Raw genomic sequence first — 24169 nt, 5'->3', positions numbered from 1 at the left:
TGATAACTGAGTGTCACTCAAAAAAGCTATTGACGCCCACCACGACGCCGCGCGAAACTGTGCGAAATTTCCGCAGTAATGGTCAATGAATCGGCGTATTGCCCGATTTGAGCAAAACTCAGAAATCGGCGCATGCGACGCACTTTCTGGAGACGGAGGAGACATGAGCAACCTGCCCGGCGTGCAATTCATGCTCGGTGAAGATATCGAGATGCTGCGCGATGCCGTCGCGACATTCGCGGCGAAGGAAATCGCGCCGCGCGCGGCCGAGGTCGACCGCACCGACCAGTTTCCGATGGATCTCTGGAAGAAGTTCGGCGATCTCGGCGTGCTCGGGATGACGGTGGCCGAGGAGTACGGCGGCGCGAACATGGGCTACACCGCGCACATGGTCGCGATGGAGGAGATCTCGCGCGCATCGGCGTCGATCGGCCTGTCGTACGGCGCGCACTCGAATCTCTGCGTGAACCAGATCCACCGCAACGGCACCGAAGCGCAGAAGCGCAAGTATCTGCCGAAGCTCGTCTCGGGCGAACACATCGGCGCGCTCGCGATGAGCGAGCCGAATGCCGGCTCCGACGTCGTCAGCATGAAGCTGCGTGCGGACAAGCGCGGCGACCGCTACGTGCTGAACGGCACGAAGATGTGGATCACGAACGGTCCCGATTGCGACACGCTCGTCGTCTATGCGAAGACGGACGTCGACGCCGGTCCGCGCGGCATCACGGCCTTCATCGTCGAGAAGGGCATGAAGGGCTTCTCGGTCGCGCAGAAGCTCGACAAGCTCGGCATGCGCGGCTCGCATACGGGCGAGCTCGTGTTCCAGGACGTCGAGGTGCCGGAAGAGAACATCCTCGGCCAGCTCAACGGCGGCGTGAAGGTGCTGATGAGCGGCCTCGACTACGAGCGCGCGGTGCTGTCGGGCGGCCCGACGGGCATCATGGCCGCGTGTCTGGATGCGGTCGTTCCTTATATCCACGACCGCAAGCAGTTCGGCCAGTCGATCGGCGAGTTCCAGCTGATTCAGGGCAAGGTCGCCGACATGTACACCACGTTCCAGGCATGCCGCGCCTATCTGTACGCGGTCGGCCGCCATCTCGACTCGGCGGGCAGCGACCATATCCGTCAGGTGCGCAAGGACTGCGCGGGCGTGATCCTCTATACGGCCGAGAAGGCGACGTGGATGGCCGGCGAGGCGATCCAGATCCTCGGCGGCAACGGCTACATCAACGAATACCCGGTCGGCCGCCTGTGGCGCGACGCGAAGCTGTACGAGATCGGTGCCGGCACGAGCGAGATCCGCCGGATGCTGATCGGCCGCGAGCTGTTCGCGGAAACGATGTAACGCCCACGTCACGCGAACGGAGCTCCGTCGATGCCGATCATCGAATCCAAACTGAATCCGCGTTCGGAAGAATTCCGTGCGAATGCCGCGGCGCTCGAGGCGGTCGTCGCCGATCTGCGCGCGAAGATCGAGCAGCTCGCGCAAGGCGGCGGTCAGGCCGCACGCGACAAGCATCTGGCGCGCGGCAAGCTGCTGCCGCGGGACCGGATCGCGCAGCTGCTCGATCCGGGTTCGCCGTTTCTCGAGCTGTCGCAACTCGCGGCGAACGGGATGTACAACGACGACGCGCCGGGCGCCGGCATCATCACCGGCATCGGCCGGATCGCCGGCCGCGAATGCGTGATCGTCTGCAACGACGCGACGGTCAAGGGCGGCACGTACTATCCGATCACGGTGAAGAAGCACGTGCGCGCGCAGGAAATCGCCGCGGAAAACCGGCTGCCGTGCGTGTATCTCGTCGATTCGGGCGGCGCGAACCTGCCGAACCAGGACGACGTGTTCCCCGATCGCGACCACTTCGGCCGCATCTTTTTCAATCAGGCGACGATGTCGGCGGCCGGCATCGCGCAGATCGCGGTCGTGATGGGTTCCTGCACGGCGGGCGGCGCCTACGTGCCGGCGATGAGCGACGAGTCGATCATCGTGAAGAACCAGGGCACGATTTTTCTCGGCGGCCCGCCGCTCGTGAAGGCGGCAACCGGCGAAGAAGTGAGCGCCGAGGATCTCGGCGGCGGCGACGTGCATACGCGGCTGTCGGGCGTTGCCGATCATCTCGCGCAGAACGACGCGCATGCGCTGTCGATCGCGCGCAGCATCGTCGGTCATCTGGCGCCGAAGATTCCGTCGCCGGTCGCGGTACGCGAGCCGAAGCCGCCGCGCTACGACGCAGCGAGCCTCTACGGCGTGATTCCCGTCGATACGCGCAAGCCGTTCGACGTGCGCGAGGTGATCGCGCGCATCGTCGACGATTCCGAGTTCGACGAGTTCAAGGCGCGCTACGGCACGACGCTCGTCACGGGCTTCGCGCATATCTGGGGCTATCCGGTCGGGATCGTCGCGAACAACGGCATCCTGTTTTCCGAGTCGGCGGTAAAGGGCGCGCACTTCATCGAGCTGTGCTGCCAGCGCAAGATTCCGCTCGTGTTCCTGCAGAACATCACGGGCTTCATGGTCGGCCGCAAGTACGAGAACGAAGGCATCGCGCGGCACGGCGCGAAGATGGTGACGGCCGTGTCGAACGCGAAGGTGCCGAAGTTCACGGTGATCATCGGCGGCTCGTTCGGCGCCGGCAACTACGGGATGTGCGGCCGCGCGTTCGGTCCGCGCTTCCTGTGGATGTGGCCGAACGCGCGGATCTCGGTGATGGGCGGCGAGCAGGCCGCGTCGGTGCTCGCGACTGTGCGCCGCGACGGGATCGAGGCGAAGGGCGGCACGTGGTCCGCGCAGGAGGAGGAGGCGTTCAAGCAGCCGATCCGCGAGCAGTACGAGCGTCAAGGCCATCCGTATTATGCGAGCGCGCGGCTCTGGGACGACGGCGTGATCGATCCCGCGCAGACGCGCGACGTGCTCGGCCTCGGGCTCGCCGCGGCGATGAACGCGCCGATCGACGAGACGCGCTTCGGCGTGTTCCGCATGTGATGCCGGGGAGGACTGACCGATGCGATACGAAACGATCAAGGTAAGCGAAGCCGGCCGCGTCGCGACCGTCACGCTGGCGCGCCCCGACGTGCGCAACGCGTTCAACGAGACGGCGATCGCCGAGCTGACCACCGCGTTCGAATGGCTCGACGCGCACGAGGGCGTGCGCGCGGTCGTGCTCGCGGCCGAAGGCCCGGCCTTCTGCGCGGGCGCCGACCTGAACTGGATGAAGAAGATGGCGGGCTACTCGGACGACGAGAACCGCGCCGACGCGCGCAAGCTCGCACGGATGCTCGAGGCGATCCACCGCTGCGGCAAGCCGGTCATCGCGCGCGTGCAGGGCGATGCGTACGCCGGCGGTGTCGGTCTCGTGGCCGCGGCCGACATCGCGATCGCGGCCGACACCGCGAAGTTCTGCCTGTCCGAAGCGCGGCTCGGGCTGATTCCGGCGACGATCGCACCGTACGTCGTGCGCGCGATGGGCGAGCGCGCGGCGCGCCGCTACTTCACGACCGCCGAGGTGTTCGACAGCGCGCGTGCGGCGTCGCTCGGCTTCATCCACGATGCGGTGCCGGCCGCGGCGCTCGACGAGACCGTCGCGAAGCTGGCCGCGACGCTGGTCGCGAACGGCCCCGATGCGGTGCGCGCGTGCAAGCGGCTCGTCGCCGACGTCGCGGGCCGTCCGCTCGATGCGGCGCTGATCGAGCAGACCGCGGACTGGATCGCGCGTACCCGCGCGGGCGCGGAAGCGCGCGAAGGGATCGCGTCCTTCCTGGAGAAACGCACGCCGTCCTGGCGTGATTGAACGCGCGGCGGCCGGCGCCGCCCGTGTCGCGTGACCCCAACCTTTTCCGGACGACAGCCATGTTCGACAAGATTCTGATCGCCAACCGCGGCGAAATCGCGTGCCGCGTCGCCGCGACGTGCAAACGTCTCGGGATCGCCAGCGTCGCCGTCTATTCCGACGCCGATGCGAATGCGAAGCACGTCGCCGCGTGCGACGAAGCGGTGCATATCGGCGGCTCGGCGGCCGCGGACAGCTATCTGCGCATCGAGCGCATCATCGAAGCCGCGCGCGCGACCGGCGCACAGGCGATTCATCCCGGCTACGGCTTCCTGTCGGAGAACGAGGATTTCGCGCAGGCGTGCGCGGCGGCCGGGATCGTGTTCATCGGGCCGCCGGTCGACGCGATCGCCGCGATGGGCTCGAAGGCCGCGGCCAAGGCGCTGATGCACGCGGCCGCGGTGCCGCTCGTGCCCGGCTATCACGGCGACGACCAGAACCCGGCGACGCTGCACCGCGAGGCCGATGCGATCGGCTACCCGGTGCTGTTGAAGGCGAGCGCGGGCGGCGGCGGCAAGGGCATGCGCGTGGTCGAGCGTTCCGACGATTTCCCCGCGGCGCTCGCCTCGTGCCAGCGCGAAGCGGCGAGCAGCTTCGGCAACGATCGCGTGCTGATCGAGAAGTATCTGACGCGGCCGCGCCACGTCGAGGTGCAGGTGTTCGGCGATACGCACGGCAACACCGTGTATCTGTTCGACCGCGACTGCTCGGTGCAGCGCCGTCACCAGAAGGTGCTCGAGGAAGCGCCGGCGCCGGGCCTGTCCGACGACGTGCGCCGCGCGATGGGCGAGGCGGCCGTCGCGGCCGCGCGCGCGGTCGGCTATGTCGGCGCGGGCACCGTCGAATTCATCATGACGGGCGACGCGTTCTACTTCATGGAGATGAACACGCGTCTGCAGGTCGAGCATCCGGTCACCGAGATGGTCACGGGGCTCGATCTCGTCGAATGGCAGCTGCGCGTCGCGGCCGGCGAGCCGCTGCCGCTGAAGCAGGACGAGCTGCGCGTGCAGGGCCATGCGATCGAGGCGCGGCTCTATGCGGAAAATCCGTCGCGCGGCTTCCTGCCGTCGACCGGCACGCTCAAGCATCTGCGGCTGCCGGACGGCGTCGAGTTCGATATCGGCGCGCCCGTGCGCGTCGACAGCGGCGTGCGCGAAGGCGATGCGATCACGCCGTTCTACGATCCGATGATCGCGAAGCTGATCGTGCACGGCGCCGATCGCGACGAAGCGCTCGGCCGGATGCTGCGCGCGCTGCGCGCGTGCGAGGTAGTCGGCCTGCACACGAACGCCGGGTTCCTGCAGCGGATCGTCGCTTGCGAGCCGTTCGCGACGGCCGATCTCGACACGGGGCTGATCGAGCGCAATCACGACGTGCTGTTCGCGCCGCAACAGCCGCCGCGTGCGTCGCTCGCGCTGGCCTGCGCGGCGCTGCTCGCGCGCGAACGCGACGCGGCCGGCGACGGTTCGTCGCCGTGGAGCGCGTTGTCGGACTGGCGGCTCAACGCCGGCTATCGGCGCACGTTCGAATGGCACGCGGTCGAGCGCGAGGCTGACGTGACGGTCGCGTACGACCATGACGGCGCCGCCGCGCGAATCGCCGTCGGCGACGGCGCCGCGCAGTCGTTCGCGTGGTCGCGCGGCGCGACGCCGCTCGACTTCGACGTGTTGCTCGACGGCATGCGCAGCAGCGGCCGCGTGATCGTCGATGGCGACAGCTTCCACGTGTTCACGCAGGGCACGGCCGAAACGTTCGAGTGGCGCAACCTGCTCGCGCACGCCGGCGATGCCGAGCACGGCGGCGGCCGCCTGACCGCGCCGATGCCGGGCAAGGTGATCGCGGTGCTCGTCGAGCCGGGCCAGCGCGTCGAGCCCGGCACGCCGCTGATCGTGATGGAGGCGATGAAGATGGAGCACACGATCGGCGCGCCGAGCGCGGGCGTGGTCGCGGAAGTGCTGTATGCGGTCGGCGATCAGGTCGCCGACGGCGCGCAACTGCTCGTGATGGCGGAAGCGGAAGCTGCGCGTGCGTGAGGACCGTCGGCGGTCCTCGCGCATCGGCGCGCGCGGCTGAAACGCGGCGCGCGGCGTCCCGGCGTGCGATCCTCGCGACGATCGGGCCGCCGTCGAAGCCGCGCGCCGGAAAGCAGGCGCGCTTGGACCGGGCGATGCAGCGCCCGGTCGCTGCTGACGATCCATGACAGTCGGCGCGTCGATGCTCGGCTAGAATGCGAGTCGTTTCGGCCTGCGCGGACGCGCACGCTACACTGGATCTTTCCTTTCCTGTCCCGCCGACGATGACGTCTCCTGTCCTGAACGGCCTGCGCATCGGTATCACGATCGGCCTGCGCACCCCCGACGAAAGCCTGTGGATCAACGGCATCAAGCAGAACGCGCTGTTTCTCGCGAAGCTGCTGATGGCGTCGCCGCACGGCTACCGCGTCACGCTCGTCAACACGACGGCCGTACCGCTGACCGACGCGCTGCCGTGGGATCGCCGCGTGTTCGACACGCGCGCGTTCGCCGACATGAAGGATGCGCTCGACGTGCTGATCGAGCTCGGCGGGCAGATCGACGCGGAACAGACCGCATACCTGAAGGCGCGCGGCGCGAAGATCGTCAGCTATTGCTGCGGTGTCGAGTACATCAATGCGATGGAGTCGATCCTGTTCGGCCGGCGGCTCTGGGACACGCTGTTCATCAACCGCGGCTACGACGAAGTGTGGGCGATTCCGCAGATCGCGCCGTCGTCGCTGCCGTTCCTGCAGTCGTTGCGCCGCTGCCCGGGCCGCGTCGTGCCGTTCGTGTGGGATCCGATGTTCCTGACCGAGCGCGCGCAGTCGCTGCCGGAACACGGCGAATACCGGCCGCGCGGCGAGCGCGGCAAGCGGCTGACGGTGATGGAGCCGAATCACGACGTCGTGAAGTTCTGTGTCTATCCGATGCTGATCATCGACGAGGCGTACCGTCGCGATCCCGATGCGATCGCCTTCACGCACGTGACGAACGCGGAGCGCCTCGCGCACGAGAGCCCCGAATTCGTGATGCTGATGAACTATCTGGACATCGTGCGCGCGGGCAAGGCGAGCTTCGTCGGACGTTTCGACACGCCGGTTTTCCTCGCGGAGCTGACCGATGTGGTCGTGTCGCACCAGTGGTCGAATCCGCTGAACTATTTCTACTTCGACGTGTGCTGGCAAGGCTATCCGCTCGTGCATAACGCGAGCCTCGCGCCCGATCTCGGCTATTACTATCCCGACAACGACGTTCAGCAGGGCGCCGATGCGTTGCTGCGCGCGCTGCATGCGCACGACGACGACTGGGAAGCCTATACGCGCCGCCAGCGCGAGATTCTGCGCCGCTATACGTCGGCGAGCCCGGCGCTCGTGGCCGAATACGATGCGCTGCTCGCGAACCTGACCGGTGCGAGAACCGCGTAAGGCGCGGCGTGCCGGGCGCGGGGGCGCGCTGAAAAGGAACCGCCGAACCTCGACGGTTCGACGGCTTTCAAGGCACGAATTCGACGGTTCCGAGGAATCCGTCGAAAATCATTTTATAGGTGAACGATTCTGAAAATTTGTTAAATAGTTTTCAATCGGCAATTTTTATATAATGCGTTCGGATTGCCTGTTTTAAATTCCGGTCATTATGTCTATATATTTAATAATATCGTATTAAACGCGATAATTAGCTGGAGGTGCGAACGAGTATACGGAGTGTGGCACCTCCAAATCATCTGCGCCATGTGCAAAGCACGTCGCGGACGTGTCCCACATAATGGCACGCCGGCCGTTCGCGATGCGATTTATCCGATCAAACGCGCCGGGTCGCACGCCGGCATAATCATTCCCCTGCCGCGCATAATAACGTCCCGTTTTCTCTTCGCGATATCGAATCGAACGGTGGCGGAGCCGCGTCCCGCATTGTGTAAGCTTTCGTACAGTCCATGCAGAGCGCGTCGCGTATTTTCGGCGGATGAATACGGTTGAAAATAACGAATTCGACGGTGTGCTGAAATGGCAAGTACGCTTCCGAAGAAGATCGAAGACACGGGATGAGCCGGGTAAGCGGCGGAGCGCGATCGTTGCGCTCCGCGTGTCGCGTCGGGTCGGTCGCCAGCGGCGGCCTACCACTAGCCGGAGCACCGGATGAATGCGGTCGAACGTCGCCTGACGGCGGACAGGGAACAGAATCGGGAAGCGAGTCGCGATGAAATCGGTAAGGTGTTCGGCGTGCCGGACGGTCCTGTCGACCTCGCTTCGGTACGCAGTTTCGTAGAAAGCCGGCTTGAATTCGTGTACGAGCCGGTGTGCCGGGCCGACCTGTCGGGCGGCGTCCTGTATGACGAATGTCTCGCGCGGCTGCGGCGCGACGCGCGCGGCGCATGGCCGCCGATCGCCTTTTTGCCGCGCCTCGAATCGCTCGGGCTGATGCGCTGGTTCGACCGGCTGGTCGTGAACCGCACGATCGATCAGCTGCGCGCCGATCCAACGGCCGTCTACGGCTGCAACATGTCCGCCTCGAGCGCGGTGATGGACGACGCGTGGCGGCCGACCTTCGCGCGGCTCGAACGCGAGCCCTCCGTCGCCGCGCGGCTCGTCGTCGAAATCACCGAGACCGGGCCGCTGAATCCGGTCGCGGGCCGCACGTTCGTGGCGCGGTTCCGGCAGGCCGGATGCCGCATCGCGATCGATGACTTCGGAATCGGCTTCAGTGCACTGAACAATCTGGCGGTCGGCAACCCCGACATCGTGAAGCTCGACCGCTCGATTCTGCCGATGATCAAGCGCAACGCGATCGGGCGCTACCAGCTTCGGCGGCTCATCGCGTTCGCGCACGAGGGTGCGCGTCACGTCGTCGTCGAGGGCGTCGAAAACGAAATGGATCGGCAGATGATCGTAGAGGCCGGCGTCGCGTGGGCGCAGGGCATTCGTTTCTCATGGCGTTCGCCGGCTGCCGCATGACGGCGCACGCACGGTCGCATGGCGTCACGTGTGCCCGCGCACGGCCGCGCGATCGCAACAGGGGCATCGGCATGGCGGGGACGAACCAGGCGGCCACGGAAGAAGCCGCGTTACCGGTAATGGATGCGCGCTCGCTCGCGGCAATCGTCGAACTGGCCGACATGCTGCGCCAGCTCGGCGCCGCGTCGTCGGGCCGGCCGATCGATGTCGCGCCGTTCCTCGACGGGTTGACGACCGTGTCCGCGCGCATTCATCGCATCAAGCCGCTCGATGCGGCCGACCGGCAACTGGCCGCGCGGCATTATTACGCCGGCGTACTGGCGGGCGCGTGCGGCGACGAGTCGGCCGTCGCGCTCGGCGTGGCCGAACGGCTGGCGCGGCTGGCCGGCGGCGCCAGCCGCGCGTCGATGCGTCGCTTCGCGGTGCTCATGCGCATCGGTCGGCTGCACGGCCGTGCGTTCGCCGCGCACTGCGAGCGGCGCGCACGCCCGTAGCGGCGCGGCCTCAGCGCCATGCGCGCGCGAAACCGCCGCGGACGATCGCCATCGTCGCCATGGCGCGATCGACCGCGTCGTCCCGTTGTCCGGCGCGCGCCGAGCGCGCGATCCGCTTGCCCCGATACAGCGCGGAGTGCGTTTCCGTTGCCGGGTGTGCGTCTGCGTTCCCGCTCGGCAGTAGTCGCACGGCCGGCAGCACGCGCGCGCCGGCGAGACGGTTATGCGCGGGGCAGGTCGTCGCGACGACGTCCGCCGCGCGTCTCGGTGCCGCGAGATCGCTGAAGTGTGCGATCGCAGGATGCCCTGCCGACGCGCTCAGCCAAGCGCGCGCCCGGCGAACAGGCGCTGCACGTGCTCGGTATGGATCCGCACGTTGTGCTCGGCGAGCGCATCGACGTGCTGCAGGCAGCGGCGTGCGGCTGCGGCGTAGTCGTCGAGCCGTTCGTCGTGCGTCTGCGCGGCGGTGGCGATCGCGCGCGCCGCATCGAAGATCTCGAAGTCCGGATAGTAGTACCCGACGTCGCGCAGGAACGCCGAGTTGTGGACGAGCGGGTAGTTGCCGTACAGCGCGTCGTAAAGCAGGTAATTGAGGCCGTTTTCCCAATGGTGCGAGACGACGATGTCGGTGTGATGCGCTGCCCACGCGACGAACGGCGCACGCACGTCGGCGGTCGCCTTGCCGTCGCGCACCATCTCGAGCCCGAGCGCGAGATGCTTGAAGGCGACGTTTTCCTTCTTGTCGAACGTGTTGGTCATGTACACGTGTTCGACGAGTTCGGGATGCTCGACATAGCACGCGTTCGCAGCGAGCATCGGCACGAGCGCGCTCTTCACGACGTTCAAATTCGGCTCGAAGAACGCGATCCGTTTCGCGCGGCCGTGATTGCGGTAGCCGAAGCGCGCCTTCAGTTCCGGGTCCGCATCGAGGCTGCGTTCGATGAAATACGGCGACCAGATGTGCGGCAGTTCGATCACCGGCGCGCGATAGACGGCCTGGAAGTACGCGGCGCACGTATGCATGTGCTGCGGGTTCGTCCAGATTTCGTCGAACTGCACGCGGTGCGGATTCGGCCGCCAGTTGTTCTTCTCGAAGTTGATCGTTTCGACGGCGATCACGTAGTCGTTGCCGAACCGGTAGGACACGCATTTGCCGCCGCGCTGCCGCACCGCTTGCGCGTGCGTCGAATCGATGAACGCGTTCATCTCGATCAGCAGGTCGGTCTGATGGATCACCGAGGAGAGCGGCCGCAGCGCATCGCGGAACGCGTCCATCATCAGCGCCTGCGGATACTCGGCGATACCGTCGTCGTGCGCGAGCCACACCTCGCCGATCAGCGGAGAACGCTTCAGCAGCATGTACAGATAGACGCAATGCTGGTTCGCGCCGTTATACCAGATCGACTGCGTCGCGTCGCGCTGCACGTTCATCGTAATCGCGACATTGATTTTCATCGGCGGCTCCGGAAGGGTCGGCGCGGCTTACTGCGCGAAAAATGCGTGCGCGCCGCGCGCGACGGCAGCGACGGCACGGCCGACCGGATATCGTTTGCAGGAGAGCAGGGGATTCGGATTCATGTTCGAGTCGGACGGCCGCGGCGCGTCACGCGTCGCGATAAAGCGCGGCGATCGCGTCCGTATACGCGGCCACGTTGTCGGGGTTGTAGATGCTGACCGAGTCGAGCACGTGCTTCGACTGCTCGCGATACGCGTCGAGGTTCGCGTCGTGCTCGGCAAAGGCCTGCAGCAGCGCGCGGCCGCCGGCCTGGCAGTCGAAGTCCGGATAGTAATACCCGGCCTTGCCGAGGAACGGCGAATTATGGATCAGCGGATAGTCGCCGTACAGCAGCTCGTAGTACAGATAGTTCTGCGCGTTTTCCCACGTGTGCGACACGACGGCGTCGCCGTACGCGGCCATGAACTCGTACACCGCGTAGCGGCTCTCGAACGTCGTGATGCCGTGGTTGACGATGTCGAGGCTCTTCGCGAAGTGCACGAAAGTCGCGTGCTCCTTCATGTGTACCGTGTTGCACACGCGCACGATGTCGAGGAACGCCGGCTGCGCGCGATACGCTTCTTCGGTGACGAGCATCGGGATGATGCTCGTCTTCACCATGCAGATGTTCGGCTCGAACATCGTCACGCGCCAGCGCGGCCGACCGGGCCGATAGCCGTACGACAGGCCGGGCCCGAGCGTCGCGCGCGCCTTATCGAACAGCATCGGATGCCAGATGTGCGGCACGATCGTCACGGGCGCGCGCAGGCCTGTCTGGTAGTAATGCAGGCACGAGCGCTCGAATTCCGGAATCGTCCATACCGCGTCGTACGGCGCGCCCGAGAACAGGAAACCCGACGGCTTGTTGAACATCGCGCGCTCGATGTCGATCACGTAGTCGTTGCCGACGCGCATCGTCACGACCTTGCCGCCGCGTTCGCGGAACGCGCGCAGATAATCGGCGCCGAACTGTGCGCTCATTTCGATCAGCACGTCGCAGCGCTGCAGCGCTTCGTCCATCGACAGCAGCGGCACGTCCCATTCGCCGAGCATCATCTGCGGATCGGCGAGCTGCTCGCCGCCGTTCACCATCACGGCTTCGGCGACGAGCGGCGACTGGCGCAGCAGCAGGATCAGCAGCAGGCAGTTCTGGAAGATGCCGTTTTCCCACAGCGACTGGCCGGCGCCGCGTACGTACAGCGACACGCCGACGACGAGACGTTTGCCGTCGCCGGATGCGTGGCGGGCAGTGGAGTCCGACATGTGCATGCTCCGGTTCAGGCGACCAGACGCGCGAGGAACGCGTCGAGGTTCGCGGGGTTGTCGATCGAGACCGCGCGCAGCAGCCGGTCGGCCTTGGCGCGATAGTCGTCGAGCCGTTCGTCGTGATGCAGCCACGCATCGAGCAGCACGCGCCCGCCCGTGGCGGAATCGAAGTCCGGATAGTAGTAGCCGGCGTCGCCGAGCAGCGGCGAGTTGTGGAGCAGCGGGTAGCCGCCGTACAGCACGTCGTAGTACAGGTAGTTCTGCGCGTTTTCCCAGTGGTGGGACACGACGGCGTCCGCATGGCGCGCCATGAAGCCCGGTAGATCGAGGCGCGGCTCGAACGTCGCCTTGTGCTGACGCACGAGATCGAGGCTGTTCGCGAAGTGCACGAAGGTCGGATGTTCCTTCATGTGCATCGAGTTGACGACGAACAGGTGCTGCACCGTATCGGGGCGCGCGCGATAAAGTTCGTCGCACACGAGCATCGGATAGTGGCAGGTCTTCACGACCGAGATGTTCGGCTCGAGCGTCGCGAGCCGCCACGGGCGGCGGCCCGGCCGATAGCCGAACGTCGCGCCTTCGGCCGCGAGCGCGGCGATGCGGCGATCGAGAAAATACGGCGACCACAGATGCGGAATCGTATAGACGGGCGCGCGCGTCAGCGTGCGCAGCAGCGGCACGTCGATCTTTTGCGACTTCTCGAGCACCCAGACTTCGTCGAATTGCGTGCCGTTGAAGATGTGACCCGACGGCTTGTCGAAGATCGGCGTTTCGGCCAGACCGCTGTACGTATGGCCGACATAGCAGGCGACGAGCTTCGCGCCGAGCGCCTTCACATGTCTGAGCCATTCGACCGGCAGCTGCGCGCCCATTTCGATCACGACGTCGATGTCGTGCGTGACGTCGGCCGGATTCACGAGCGGCACGTCGAGGCCGTCGAGATCGAGTCCGGCCGGCAGTGCCTTCGCGTCGCCGCCGTTCAGGAAATAGACCGGGCCCACGCGGTCCGAGCGCTTGAGCATCATCGCGAGGAATGCGATGTTCTGATGGATGCCGTTTTCCCAGATCGCCTGGCCGTCGCGCGCGAACAGCGAGATGCCGACCGCCGGCCGTTGCTTGCGGGCGCGGCCCGAAGCGGTTTCATTGATGTCCGTCACCAGCTTTTTTCCTCTGCGGCGGCGCGCGTTCGGCCGCGGCGCCGAGCGCCTCGCACGAACACGGCGCGCCGTGGATCGTCATGGTTGCGTACGCGCGAGCGGGGCAGCCGACGTGCCGCGCATGGCGCGGCGGCGCGCGCCGACGGGCCCCGCTCGGCGGCTGCGGCGATTGTGGCACGGAAGTCGCCGGTTTGTGGAGTGGGGCGGCCGTTCGCGACAGTGTCGTCGGTCCATGCGCCGCCGGCCGCCGGCCGCCGGCCGCGGCGCGTCAGCGCTGCAGCGAGATTTCCACGCGGCGGTTGGTCGCGCGGCCTTCGGCCGTCGCGTTCGTCGCGATCGGATCGGCGCTGCCGCGCCCCGTCACCGTCAGCGTGCGCGCATTCAGCCCGCGCTGCTGCAGATAGGCGGCGACGGCTTCCGCCCGCCGCTTCGACAGCGCGAGATTCGATGCGTCGCTGCCGACCGAATCCGTATAGCCGGTGACGCTGACTTGCGTGTACGAGCGGTCGCCGTACGCGTTCAGCAGCTTGTCGAGCGACGCGCGGGCGGCCGGCGTCAGCGTCGCGAGGCCGCTTGCGAACAGCGCGTCGCCGGCGAGGCTCACATGTTCGACCGCGGCGGGCGCGGGCTCGGCGGCCGGGGCGGCGTCGGCCGGCGGGGCGCCGCACTGGAACACCAGCGTGGCCGGATCGCTGCCGTCGCGCAGCGCGCGCATCGTGTCGACGGCGCGCACGGGTTGTTCGCCGCAGATCTTCCGCGCGGCCTTCATGCAGGTTTGCGGGCCGGACAGCAGACCGTGGCAGTCCACCTGGAACGTCCGCACGCCATCGCGCGGCTGCAGTTCGGAGGCGCTGAAGGTCGGGCCCGATGCCGTCGAGCAGGCGGCGAGCGCCGCGCTCGACAGTGCGAGCGCAAGAGCGAGTTTGTTCACGGTTTCGTCCTCGAATCCTGAATGGACACAAGCGCGCCGCAGATCGTGCCGCGCGCATCGTGCAGCCGGCCGCCGCGACGCGGCCGGCCTCGCAGGCCGACCGCGCGGGCGGCGCGGCGCGTTACTTCCACTGGTACAGCATGCCTGCGCCGATCACCTTCTGGTTGCCGCTGAAGCCGCCGTTGATCGACGCCTTCAGGTTCTCGCTGATGCGCGCCTGCATGTTCACGGCCATCGCCTTCTGGCCGAGGAACGTCGATGCGCCGATCCCCATCCCGAAGTTGGCGTCGCGGTCGAGCTGCGGGATCGACGCCATCGCGCCGACAGCCGCGATACCCTGCTTCGCCATCTGGTCCGTCTGCTGCAGCTGCGAGCCGAGCGAGTTGATTTGCGCCTGCTGGCCCGACAACGCCGTCGACAGCGTCGACTGCACGGCCGTCAGCTGGTTCACGTTCACCGCGTCGGTGCCTTGCGTGCCCGGCGCGACGTTCGTGATCTGGCGCTGCTGCGTGTCGCTGCCGACCGACACGACGTTCGAGCGGCCGCCGTCCGTCGAATTCGCGCCGATCGCGACGGAGTTCGAGCCGGCCGCGACGACCGGACGATCGTTGCCCGTTCCGTTCATGTCGGCGGTAACGCCGTTGGTGGTGAGCGAGCGCGTCGTGTTGTTGTTCAGCGTCGTCGAGAGCTGCGTCAGCTGGTTGTTGATGTTCGTCACGCCCGTCGACAGCGACGCGACCGTGCTGTTCGTCGAGCTGAGGCCGGTCGACAGCGAGCCGATGCCGGTCGACGTCGACGTGGACAGCGACGTGAGGTTGCTGTTCGTCGCGCTGAGGCCGGTCGACAGCGAGCCGATCGCCGTCGAGGTCGACGTGGACAGCGATGCGACGGTGCTGTTCGTCGAGCTCAGGCCCGTCGACAGCGAACCGATGCCGGTCGACAGCGACGAGATGTTCGACGCGGTCGACGTGGAGAGGCTGTTGACCGCCTGGTTCGTCGCGTTGAGCTGGCTGCCGTTGATCGCGTCGGTGCTGTCGGCCGAGATCCGGCCGGCGGCGACGTTCGTGATCTGGCGTTCCGCGCCCGGCGCGCCGACGCTCACGACGCTCGTCGGCGCGCTGCCTGCGAACAGGTACGTGACGCCGCCGATCGTGGCGCTCGACGTCGGGTTCGCGTTTGCCGTGACCGAGTTGGTGCCGAGTGCGACGTCGTTGACGTTCTTCGCGACCGCGTTCGTACCGAAGGCGAGCGAACCCGCGCCGGCAGCCGTCGACGTGTTGCCGATCGCGAGCGAGCCGTCGCCGGTCGCCGTGTTGGCGTTGCCGAGTGCGACTGCGCCGGTGCCGGTCGCCGCGTTCTTTGCGCCGAGCGCGACCGCGCCGTCCCCGCTCGCGGTGTTCGCCGAGCCGATCGACACGGCCTTGCCGCCGGTCGCCGTCGCGTCGTGGCCGATCGCGACTGCGTCGTCGGACGACGCGGTCGCGCCGTCGCCGACCGCGACGCTGCTCGCGCCCGTCGCACCGGCGTTCGTGCCGGCTGCGAGTGCGTTGATGCCGGTTGCGCCGTCGTTGTTGTAGTTGCCCTGCTGCGTGCCGTTGTCGTTGACGCTGTAGTAGTGCGTCTTCGCTGCCTGGATGGCGGTCGACGTCGACGTGGAGAGGGACGTGATCGAGTCGTTCGCGGTGCTCAGGCCGGTGGACAGCGAGCCGATGCCCGACGAGGTCGACGTGGACAGCGACGTGAGCGTGCTGTCGGTCGAGCTCAGCCCGGTGGACAAAGAGCCGATCGAGCTGGTGGCCGACGAGAGACCGGTCGAAGTCGAGGTCGACAGCGAAGCGAGCGAGCTATCGGTCGAGCTGAGGCCGGTCGACAGCGAAGCGACCGAGCTGTTGGTCGAGCTGAGGCCGGTCGACAGGGAGCCGATCGAGCTGTTGGCCGAGGAGAGGCCGGTCGACAGCGAGCCGATCGAGCTGGTGGCCGATGAGAGGCCGGTCGAGGTCGAGGTCGACAAGGACGTGATCGAGCTGTTTGCGGAGGAGAGCCCGGTCGAGAGAGAACCGATCGAGCTGTTAGCCGACGAGAGACCGGTCGAGGTCGAAGTCGACAAGGACGTGATCGAGCTATTCGCCGACGAGAGGCCGGTCGAAGTCGAGGTCGAGAGCGAAGCGACTGAGCTATCGGTCGAGCTGAGGCCCGTCGACAGAGAACCGATCGAGCTGTTTGCCGACGAGAGACCGGTCGAAGTCGAGGTCGAGAGCGAAGCGACCGAGCTGTCGGTGGAGCTGAGGCCGGTCGACAGAGAACCGATCGAGCTGTTTGCCGACGAGAGACCAGTCGAAGTCGAAGTCGACAGCGACGCGACCGAGCTATCGGTCGAGCTGAGGCCTGTCGACAGAGAGCCGATCGAGCTGTTCGCGGACGAGAGACCGGTCGAAGTCGAGGTCGAAAGCGACGCGACCGAGCTATCGGTCGAGCTGAGGCCCGTCGACAGAGAGCCGATCGAGCTGTTCGCGGACGAGAGGCCGGTCGAAGTCGAGGTCGACAGCGAAGCGACCGAGCTATCGGTCGAGCTGAGGCCGGTAGACAGCGATCCGATCGAGCTGTTTGCCGACGAGAGGCCGGTCGAAGTCGAAGTCGACAGAGACGTGATCGAGCTATTCGCCGACGAGAGGCCAGTCGACGTCGAAGTCGACAGCGAAGCGACCGAGCTATCGGTCGAACTGAGGCCGGTCGACAAAGATCCGATCGAGCTGTTGGCCGATGACAGGCCCGTCGAGGTCGAAGTCGAGAGCGACGTGATCGAACTATTGGCCGACGAGAGCCCCGTCGAAGTCGAAGTCGAGAGCGAAGCGACCGAGCTATCGGTCGAGCTGAGGCCGGTCGACAGAGAACCGATCGAGCTGTTTGCCGACGAGAGACCAGTCGAAGTCGAAGTCGAAAGCGACGCGACCGAGCTATCGGTCGAGCTGAGGCCGGTCGACAGAGAGCCGATCGAGCTGTTCGCGGACGAGAGACCGGTCGAAGTCGAGGTCGAAAGCGACGCGACCGAGCTATCGGTCGAACTGAGGCCCGTCGACAGAGAGCCGATCGAGCTGTTAGCGGACGAGAGGCCGGTCGAAGTCGAGGTCGAAAGCGAAGCGACCGAGCTGTCGGTCGAGCTGAGGCCGGTCGACAGAGAGCCGATTGAGCTGTTCGCCGACGAGAGACCAGTCGAGGTCGAGGTCGAAAGCGACGCGACCGAGCTATCGGTCGAGCTGAGGCCTGTCGACAGAGAACCGATCGAACTGTTAGCCGATGACAGACCGGTCGAGGTCGATGTCGACAGGGACGTGATTGAGCTGTTAGCGGACGACAGACCCGTCGAAGTCGAAGTCGAGAGCGAAGCGACCGAGCTATCGGTCGAGCTGAGGCCGGTCGACAGAGAGCCGATCGAACTGTTAGCCGACGAGAGGCCAGTCGAGGTCGAGGTCGAAAGCGAAGCGACCGAGCTATCGGTCGAGCTGAGGCCGGTCGACAAAGATCCGATCGAGCTGTTGGCCGATGACAGACCCGTCGAAGTCGAAGTCGAGAGCGACGTGATCGAGCTGTTGGCCGACGACAGACCCGTCGAGGTCGAAGTCGAGAGCGACGTGATCGAACTGTTGGCCGACGACAGACCGGTCGAAGTCGACGTCGAGAGCGAGGCGATGGAGCTGTTAGCCGAGGACAGACCCGTCGACGTCGAAGTCGAAAGCGAAACGACCGAGCTATTGGTCGACGACAATCCCGTCGACAGCGACGAAATGGCGTTGCTCGACGACGACACCGTGGTCGACAGCGAGTCGACGGCCGAGTTGGTCGCGAAGAGTTGCGAGCCGTTGATCGCATCGGTGCTGTCGGCGGTGATGCGGCCGGCCGCGACGTTGGTCACCTGACGCTCGGCGCCCTTGTCGCCGACGCTGACGACGCTGGTCGGGTTGCCGCCTGCGAACGTGTGCGTGACGCCGCCGACGCTGCCTGTCGGCGTCGGGTTCGGCGCCGCCGTCACGGAGCCGCTGCCGAGCGCGACGTCGCCGACGTTGTTCGCGACCGCGTTCCGACCGATCGCGACCGTGCCGTTGGCTTTCGCGTTTGCGCTATCGCCGACCGCGACGCTGCTCGCACCGGCGGCGCTCGCCGCGACGCCCGCGGCCAGCGCGTTGACGCCCGTTGCCCCGTCGTTGGCGTAGTTCGCCTTTTGCGTACCGCCGTCGTTGACGCTGTAGTAGTGCGTTTTCGCCGCTTCGATTGCGGTCGACGTGGAGGTCGACAGCGACGCGATGCCGGTCGAGGTCGACGTGGACAGCGACGTGACGGAGCTGTTCGTCGAGCTGAGGCCCGTCGACAGCGAGCCAATCGAGCTGTTCGCCGACGAGATGCCGGTCGAAGCGGAGCTGGACAGCGACGTGACCGAGCTATTGGTGGAGCTAAGGCCCGTCGACAGCGACCCGATCGAGCTGTTCGCCGACGAGATACCGGTCGAAGCGGAAGTCGACAGCGAAGAGATGCTGCTCGACGTTGCAGTCGAGAGCGATCCGATGGAGCTATTAGCCGACGAGATACCCGTCGAAGCGGAAGTCGACAGCGAAGAGATGCTGCTCGATGTTGCAGTCGAGAGCGATCCGATGGAGCTATTAGCCGACGAGATACCCGTCGAAGCGGAAGTCGACAGCGAAGAGATGCTGCTCGATGTTGCAGTCGACAACGAGCCGATCGAACTATTCGCCGACGAGATGCCGGTCGAAGCCGAGGTGGACAGCGACGTAACAGAGCTGTTGGTCGAGCTCAGGCCCGTGGACAGCGATCCGATCGAGCTATTCGCCGAAGAGATGCCGGTCGAAGCCGAAGTCGACAGCGACGTAACCGAGCTATTGGTGGAGCTAAGGCCCGTCGACAGCGATCCGATCGAGCTGTTCGCCGACGAGATACCCGTCGAAGCGGAAGTCGACAGCGAAGAGATGCTGCTCGACGTTGCAGTCGACAACGACCCGATCGAACTGTTCGCCGACGAAATCCCGGTCGAAGCCGAGCTGGACAGCGACGTAACGGAGCTATTGGTCGAGCTAAGGCCAGTCGACAGCGACGTAACAGAGCTATTGGTCGAGCTCAGCCCCGTCGACAACGACTTGATCGAGCTATTGGCGGACGAGATACCCGTCGAAGCCGAGGTCGACAGCGAAGAGATGCTGCTCGACGTCGCCGTCGACAGCGACCCGATCGAACTATTCGCCGACGAAATCCCGGTCGAAGCGGAAGTCGACAGCGAAGAGATGCTCGACGTCGTCGTGCTCGCCACAGCATAGAGCTGGCTGCCGTTGATCGCATCCGTACTGGTCGCGCTGACGAGCCCCGCGGCGACGTTCTGCACGCGGCGCTCCGCGTTCGGCTGACCGACGCTGACGACGCCGCCTGCCGCGCCCGCGCCCGCATAGTTGCCGAAGGTCTGGCCGCCGATCGTCGTGTTGCTGACCGGCGTCGTGCCGCCGGACGTCGACGTCAGCGCACTGCTCGTCACCGAGTTGCTGCCGAGTGCGACCGAATTCGCGACGTTCGCGGTCGACCCGACGCCGAGCGCGATCGCATTCGTCACCGACGCCGTCGCGTTTTGCGCGAACGCGACCGAACCCGCGCCCGACGCGGTCGAGTTCGAACCGAACGCGGTCGCGTACGAGTTCGACGCGACCGCGGCCGCACCGACGGCCACCGCGCCCGCGTTGCCGCTCGCCGTCGCGCCGTTGCCGAGTGCGAGCGCGTCTGCGCCGGTCGCCTGCGTATTGGCCGCGAAGCTGCCGACATTGCCGAGCGCGATCGCGCCCGTGCCGTTCGCCGTCGCGGAGTTGCCGATCGCGACCGAGCCGTTCGTGCCCGTCGCATTCGCCGAGCTGCCGATCGCCACCGAGCTGTTCGACGCGGTGTTGCCGTTGCCCATCGCGACGGAGCCCGTACCGCTCGCCGAGTTCGCGTTGCCGAGCGCCACCGCGCCTTGGCCGTTGGACGTGTTGTTCGCGCCGACCGCGAGCGCGCCGGTGCCGGTCGCGCTGTTCGGGTCGCCGATTGCCACTGCGCCGTCGCCGGTCGCCGTCTGACCGCGGCCGATCGCAACCGCGCCGCCGCTTGCCGTACCGCCGTTCGCCGTCGTGCCGGTCGAGCCGATCGCCACGTTGCGGCCGGTCGCACCCGACACGACACCGTCGCCTTGCGCGATGCCGTATGCGCCGTTGACGGTTGCACCGCGGCCGACCGCGATGCCCGACGTGGCCGCCGACGCGACCGACGACTGCCCGCCGATCGCGATGCCGTCCGACGCGGCCGCTTGCGCGCCCTTCGTCGCGTTGCTGCCGATCGCGACCGCGCCGGCGCCCGACGCGATCGTCGAGTTCGCGTACGACAGCGGCGTCGTGCCGTTGCCGGCCGCACCGCCGATCGCCACCGAGTTCAGCGCATTCGCGGTTGCGCCGAAGCCGAGCGCGGTCGAACCGGCGCCGCTCGCGGTCGATTCGAGGCCGGCCGCCGTGCCCCACAGCGCGGCCGACGACAGGAAGCCCGTCGCGGTGCCGCCCGTGCCGGTGATCTGCGCAAACGCGCCGTAGGCGGTGGCCGCGAGGTTGCTGTTGCCGCTCGCGTTACAGCCGGCGACGGTCGAATACGTGCCGGAGCCGTCGGATGCATATGCGTTCGTGTTGCCGGTGGTCGTGCGGCCGACGGTGCCGTTGCCGCCGCTCGACGTACACGACGAGACGGTGAATTGCGAGCCGTTCGTCGTGCCGGGCACGAACGTGTTGGCGCTTGCCAGGGCGGGCAGCGCCGTCAGCACGACGGCGGCGGCGATCGCGACGGCGGACTTGTTCGGCTTTCCGCGCGCGGCGTCGAGTTCGGATGCCGCGACCCAGGCGCCGAGCGCCTCGTTCCAGATCGAGCGGTATGTGCGGTTCATGTCCTGCTACCTCCAAATAAGCACGCAACACACCTGGCTCTTTTCGGTCGTCGAATCTGCCGTGCGCTCGCGCCAATCTCAAAATGACGAGCGGAGTTTATGGGAGGTGCATTTTCGAGATTGCAAAGGAGTGAAAAATTCGCTCGGTCGAAAGTTAAAAGATCGTCAATGGATGAAGTTCAGGCACTTCTGATCGTAATGCCTATGAAACATCGTGAAAGGCGGAGAGAAAGATTGACGGGAGACCTGGGGTTGATGTGAAAGTTGCGTAAAATCAATCAGGTAGAGATGCGTCCAGCCAAGCCATTGGTTATCTTTCTTACCATCATGAAAGGAAAATGAAACCGCAAACGTTTGCGGGGTGGGCGAACCTTTCTTGTATGTAATGTTATTGCGTAAATCTTTTTGATAATCGCGGATGTTGAATTTCGTGATTTGCGATGTGCTTGTCTTAATCGTTTTGATGACGTCATTTTTATAATAATTTAAATCTCAAAAGCCGATTAAAGTAACGATCGACTATGCCGAAATACGCATGTGGCGACCGTCGGCGGCCCGTCCGGCGGGCGCTTGCGGCCGATACGTGCGTCGTGCCGGCTTCACAAAGATGTAAAAAAATGCAACTGACCGCGCTGCGAACATCTCGTCGAATTTGGCGAATTTCTCCCAATTGGCAGATTTCAGCAGGTCGCGCCGGAAAATCGCCTGAACACGCGATGCCCGCCCGCCGCAGCCGGCACGCAGAAGCGACGCAAATGGGGCTTGGACGACGAGCAGAGGCGCTGCAGCAACGAGGCTGCAGCGCAATCGTCGGACGAATGCGCGCCCACGGAGCGGCGCGATGACGAACGGGAGGATGGTCGCCGCGGAGCCCAAAGGTTCGGGATGCGTGGCGCACATGGAGCGGGCGCCGCCGATTCCGGCGGGGCCGCGCGTAGAGGCTTACTTCCGCAGGAAACGCAGCGCGAAGCGCGCCAGGCGCGGCACGAACATCGGTCGCAGCAGGCGCGTGTCGTAGCCCGCCATCCGGCGGTCGTTCTCGGTCAGGCAGAGTTCCAGCAGTTCGCGCGGGTTCAGCGCATCGCCGACGGCGGCCGTGCCGGTCGCCGGGAAGTTCGCGTCATGCGCGACGCCGTCCGCGTCGATACCGCGCGCGATGCCGATCCGCTCCCAGATCAGGAACGCCCACACGGCCGCGACGCGCGCGAAGAACCATGGGCGGCGCCACCACGGCATGTTGCGCCAGTACCACGCGAACCAGTTCACGAAGAACAGGATGTGACGGCCTTCTTCCTGGATCACCGGCTCGAAGGTCTCGACGAGTTCGGGCGGGAAGTAGCCGGAGCGCTGCGCGGAACGGAACAGGCCGAACGCGAAGAAGCTGTCGATGCATTCGCTGAAGCCCGTGACCATCCACGACCATTCGGGATCGTTCGGCGCCGGATACGGCGGCTCGGGTGCGAGCTTGATCCCGTATGCCTCGACGAGCTTCGACAGCACGACCTTGTGGCGCGCTTCCTCGCCGCCGTCCATCTCGAGCGCCTGGCGCAGCAGCGGATCGTCGACCGTCGACGCGAACGTCGCGACGCGGATCGACGCGCGGCCTTCGGTCTGGACCGCGATGTCCCAGATCGGCAGCGACGTGAGCCGTTCGAGTTCGTCCGGCTTCAGCGGCGGCCAGTCGATCACGGCCGGCTTGTACGGGTTGTGCGTGTCGAGCAGCATGCGGCAGAACATCTGCTTGTGCGCGTCGGAACCGATCTTGACGGGACCTTGCCTCTCGAAGGTCCAGTTGCGCATTGCGTGATCTGCTGCTGCGTGCTCTTCCTGCAGCGTGTCAGTCATGGCTGTTGTTATGCGATTACGGAACGAAAGATTCTCACATAGGTTCCGGTTTCGCGTATTTTTCGTACGGCCATGACGCGCGTCGCTTGACGAATGTCACGCGTGCGTGTCGACCCATAGCCGTCCCCAGCGGGACGCATAGGCGAGCGCGTGCTCTTCCTCGAAGAAGAAATCGATCGCGTCGAACGAAACGGCGTGCGATGACGGGCCGCCGCTTGCCTTCTCGATCGTCAGGTTGGCGGCGAACAGCCCGTTCGGCAGCCGGGCGGCGGCGGGGGCCACTTCGTAGCCCTTGTAGCGGATCGTGCGGTTCATGGGCCTGTGCAAAGAAGGTTCGGGCTGTCAGCGTACGAAAATCGGTCGCGGGCGTGAACCAATCTTTCGGCCAATGCTAATCATGCGCCGCGCGCGATCGTTATCGCTGCACGGCATCGGACGACCGCATCCGCGCGTGCAACGCGCGCGGCGCGCGTCCGAAAACGCGCCGCCCGCGCGCGGCGAACGTCGGCCGGGCGCGGGCGGCGCAGAGAACGGGCGGTTACTGGTTCGCGATCTTCAGCACGGGCGCGAGCGCGTCGACCGATGCCGCATGCGTGGCGGCGCGATGCGAAGCGAACGCGAGCGCGAATTCGGCCGCTTGCGCGCCGACGGTTTCGAGCTGGGCGACCACCTTCGGGTCCGAGCAGCTGTCCGCGCTGTCGAAGCGCGTCTCGAGCGTGTTCACGGTTGCGCCGAACGGCGTCGGCCAGCCGCGCAGCGCATGGACGATCGAGCGCAGCGACGTGAGCACGGTGCCGGCCGCCTGCCAGCCGTACGCCGTGACGATCAGGCCGACCGCGCGTCCGTCGAGGTAGGGCCGCGCGTCGCCGCGCAGTTCCTCGAGCGTGTCGAGCGCGTTTTTCACGAGACCGGATACGCCGCCGTGATAGCCGGGCGTCGCGATGATGATCGCGTCGGCCTCGCGCACGGCGTCGATCAGTTCGCGCTGCGCGTCGGTCAGCGTGTTCTGTTCGGGCGCGTAGTGGGGCAGCGTATGCAGGAACGGGCCGTCGAACAGGCGCGTACGCGCGCCGGCCGCCTGCGCGCCGCGCAGCGCGAACGACAGCGCGCGCTCGGTCGACGACGCGGCGCGGGTGGTCCCGCCGATGCCGACGACGAACGGCCGGCGATGTTGATCGAATGCAGTCAAGGGGCGCTCCTCTCGGGAATGGCTTGCCCGGCTAAGCACAGGCTTAAAAC

15 protein-coding genes are annotated in these 24169 nt (G+C 66.2%); 7 read left to right on the top strand and 8 right to left on the bottom strand.

Annotated elements, in window-relative coordinates; translation table 11 throughout:
* The first annotated feature begins 163 nt into the window (after positions 1-163).
* The 7 genes from NP80_RS11730 (at position 164) to NP80_RS11700 (ending at position 9284) form a co-directional block, all read left to right on the top strand.
* Positions 164-1345, top strand: a complete 1182-nt coding sequence (locus NP80_RS11730; RefSeq protein ID WP_006396266.1) for an isovaleryl-CoA dehydrogenase — start codon at positions 164-166, stop codon at positions 1343-1345.
* Positions 1346-1375: 30 nt separating this feature from the next.
* The gene (locus tag NP80_RS11725) at positions 1376-2983 is read left to right on the top strand and encodes a carboxyl transferase domain-containing protein (RefSeq protein WP_006396267.1); all 1608 of its coding nucleotides are present in this window, start codon (positions 1376-1378) and stop codon (positions 2981-2983) included.
* Between the two features lie 19 nt (positions 2984-3002).
* On the top strand, positions 3003-3788 hold the full coding sequence (locus NP80_RS11720) for an enoyl-CoA hydratase/isomerase family protein (protein ID WP_006396268.1): 786 nt from the start codon (positions 3003-3005) through the stop codon (positions 3786-3788).
* Positions 3789-3847: 59 nt separating this feature from the next.
* A complete protein-coding gene (locus NP80_RS11715) occupies positions 3848-5860 on the top strand; it encodes an acetyl/propionyl/methylcrotonyl-CoA carboxylase subunit alpha (RefSeq protein WP_006410103.1) in 2013 nt (670 codons plus the stop codon).
* 263 nt (positions 5861-6123) lie between these two features.
* Positions 6124-7266 carry a DUF2827 domain-containing protein gene (locus NP80_RS11710; protein ID WP_006405955.1) on the top strand — a complete coding sequence of 381 codons (1143 nt, stop codon included), beginning with the start codon at positions 6124-6126 and terminating at the stop codon, positions 7264-7266.
* 708 nt (positions 7267-7974) lie between these two features.
* Positions 7975-8790, top strand: coding sequence for an EAL domain-containing protein (locus NP80_RS11705; RefSeq protein ID WP_006405956.1), 816 nt, complete (start codon positions 7975-7977; stop codon positions 8788-8790).
* Positions 8791-8909: 119 nt separating this feature from the next.
* Positions 8910-9284, top strand: a complete 375-nt coding sequence (locus NP80_RS11700; RefSeq protein ID WP_006410096.1) for a hypothetical protein — start codon at positions 8910-8912, stop codon at positions 9282-9284.
* Positions 9285-9602: 318 nt separating this feature from the next.
* Here the strand turns inward: NP80_RS11700 and NP80_RS11690 are convergent, their stop codons facing one another.
* From NP80_RS11690 to NP80_RS11655, 8 genes are all read right to left on the bottom strand, one after another.
* Positions 9603-10739 carry a DUF2827 family protein gene (locus NP80_RS11690; protein WP_006396276.1) on the bottom strand — a complete coding sequence of 379 codons (1137 nt, stop codon included), beginning with the start codon at positions 10737-10739 and terminating at the stop codon, positions 9603-9605.
* A 148-nt stretch (positions 10740-10887) separates the two neighbouring features.
* Positions 10888-12042, bottom strand: coding sequence for a DUF2827 domain-containing protein (locus tag NP80_RS11685; protein ID WP_006396277.1), 1155 nt, complete (start codon positions 12040-12042; stop codon positions 10888-10890).
* A 14-nt stretch (positions 12043-12056) separates the two neighbouring features.
* A complete protein-coding gene (locus NP80_RS11680) occupies positions 12057-13202 on the bottom strand; it encodes a DUF2827 domain-containing protein (protein WP_006396278.1) in 1146 nt (381 codons plus the stop codon).
* 268 nt (positions 13203-13470) lie between these two features.
* Complete coding sequence (locus tag NP80_RS11675; protein ID WP_045593467.1) at positions 13471-14133, bottom strand: OmpA family protein; 663 nt, start codon at positions 14131-14133, stop codon at positions 13471-13473.
* Positions 14134-14254: 121 nt separating this feature from the next.
* Complete coding sequence (locus NP80_RS30805; RefSeq protein WP_045593560.1) at positions 14255-21085, bottom strand: ESPR-type extended signal peptide-containing protein; 6831 nt, start codon at positions 21083-21085, stop codon at positions 14255-14257.
* Between the two features lie 942 nt (positions 21086-22027).
* Positions 22028-22930: an aminomethyltransferase gene (locus tag NP80_RS11665; RefSeq protein ID WP_006411299.1), complete on the bottom strand. Its 903-nt coding sequence runs from the start codon at positions 22928-22930 to the stop codon at positions 22028-22030.
* A gap of 96 nt (positions 22931-23026) precedes the next feature.
* Positions 23027-23245, bottom strand: coding sequence for a hypothetical protein (locus tag NP80_RS11660; RefSeq protein WP_006396283.1), 219 nt, complete (start codon positions 23243-23245; stop codon positions 23027-23029).
* A 223-nt stretch (positions 23246-23468) separates the two neighbouring features.
* Positions 23469-24119, bottom strand: coding sequence for an NADPH-dependent FMN reductase (locus tag NP80_RS11655; RefSeq protein WP_006411298.1), 651 nt, complete (start codon positions 24117-24119; stop codon positions 23469-23471).
* Positions 24120-24169: the final 50 nt, after the last annotated feature.

This window comes from Burkholderia multivorans ATCC BAA-247 (assembly GCF_000959525.1).
Taxonomy (GTDB): Bacteria; Pseudomonadota; Gammaproteobacteria; order Burkholderiales; family Burkholderiaceae; genus Burkholderia; species Burkholderia multivorans.
Note: the sequence above shows the minus strand (reverse complement) of the source record. Positions and strands in the feature narration are given on the sequence as shown.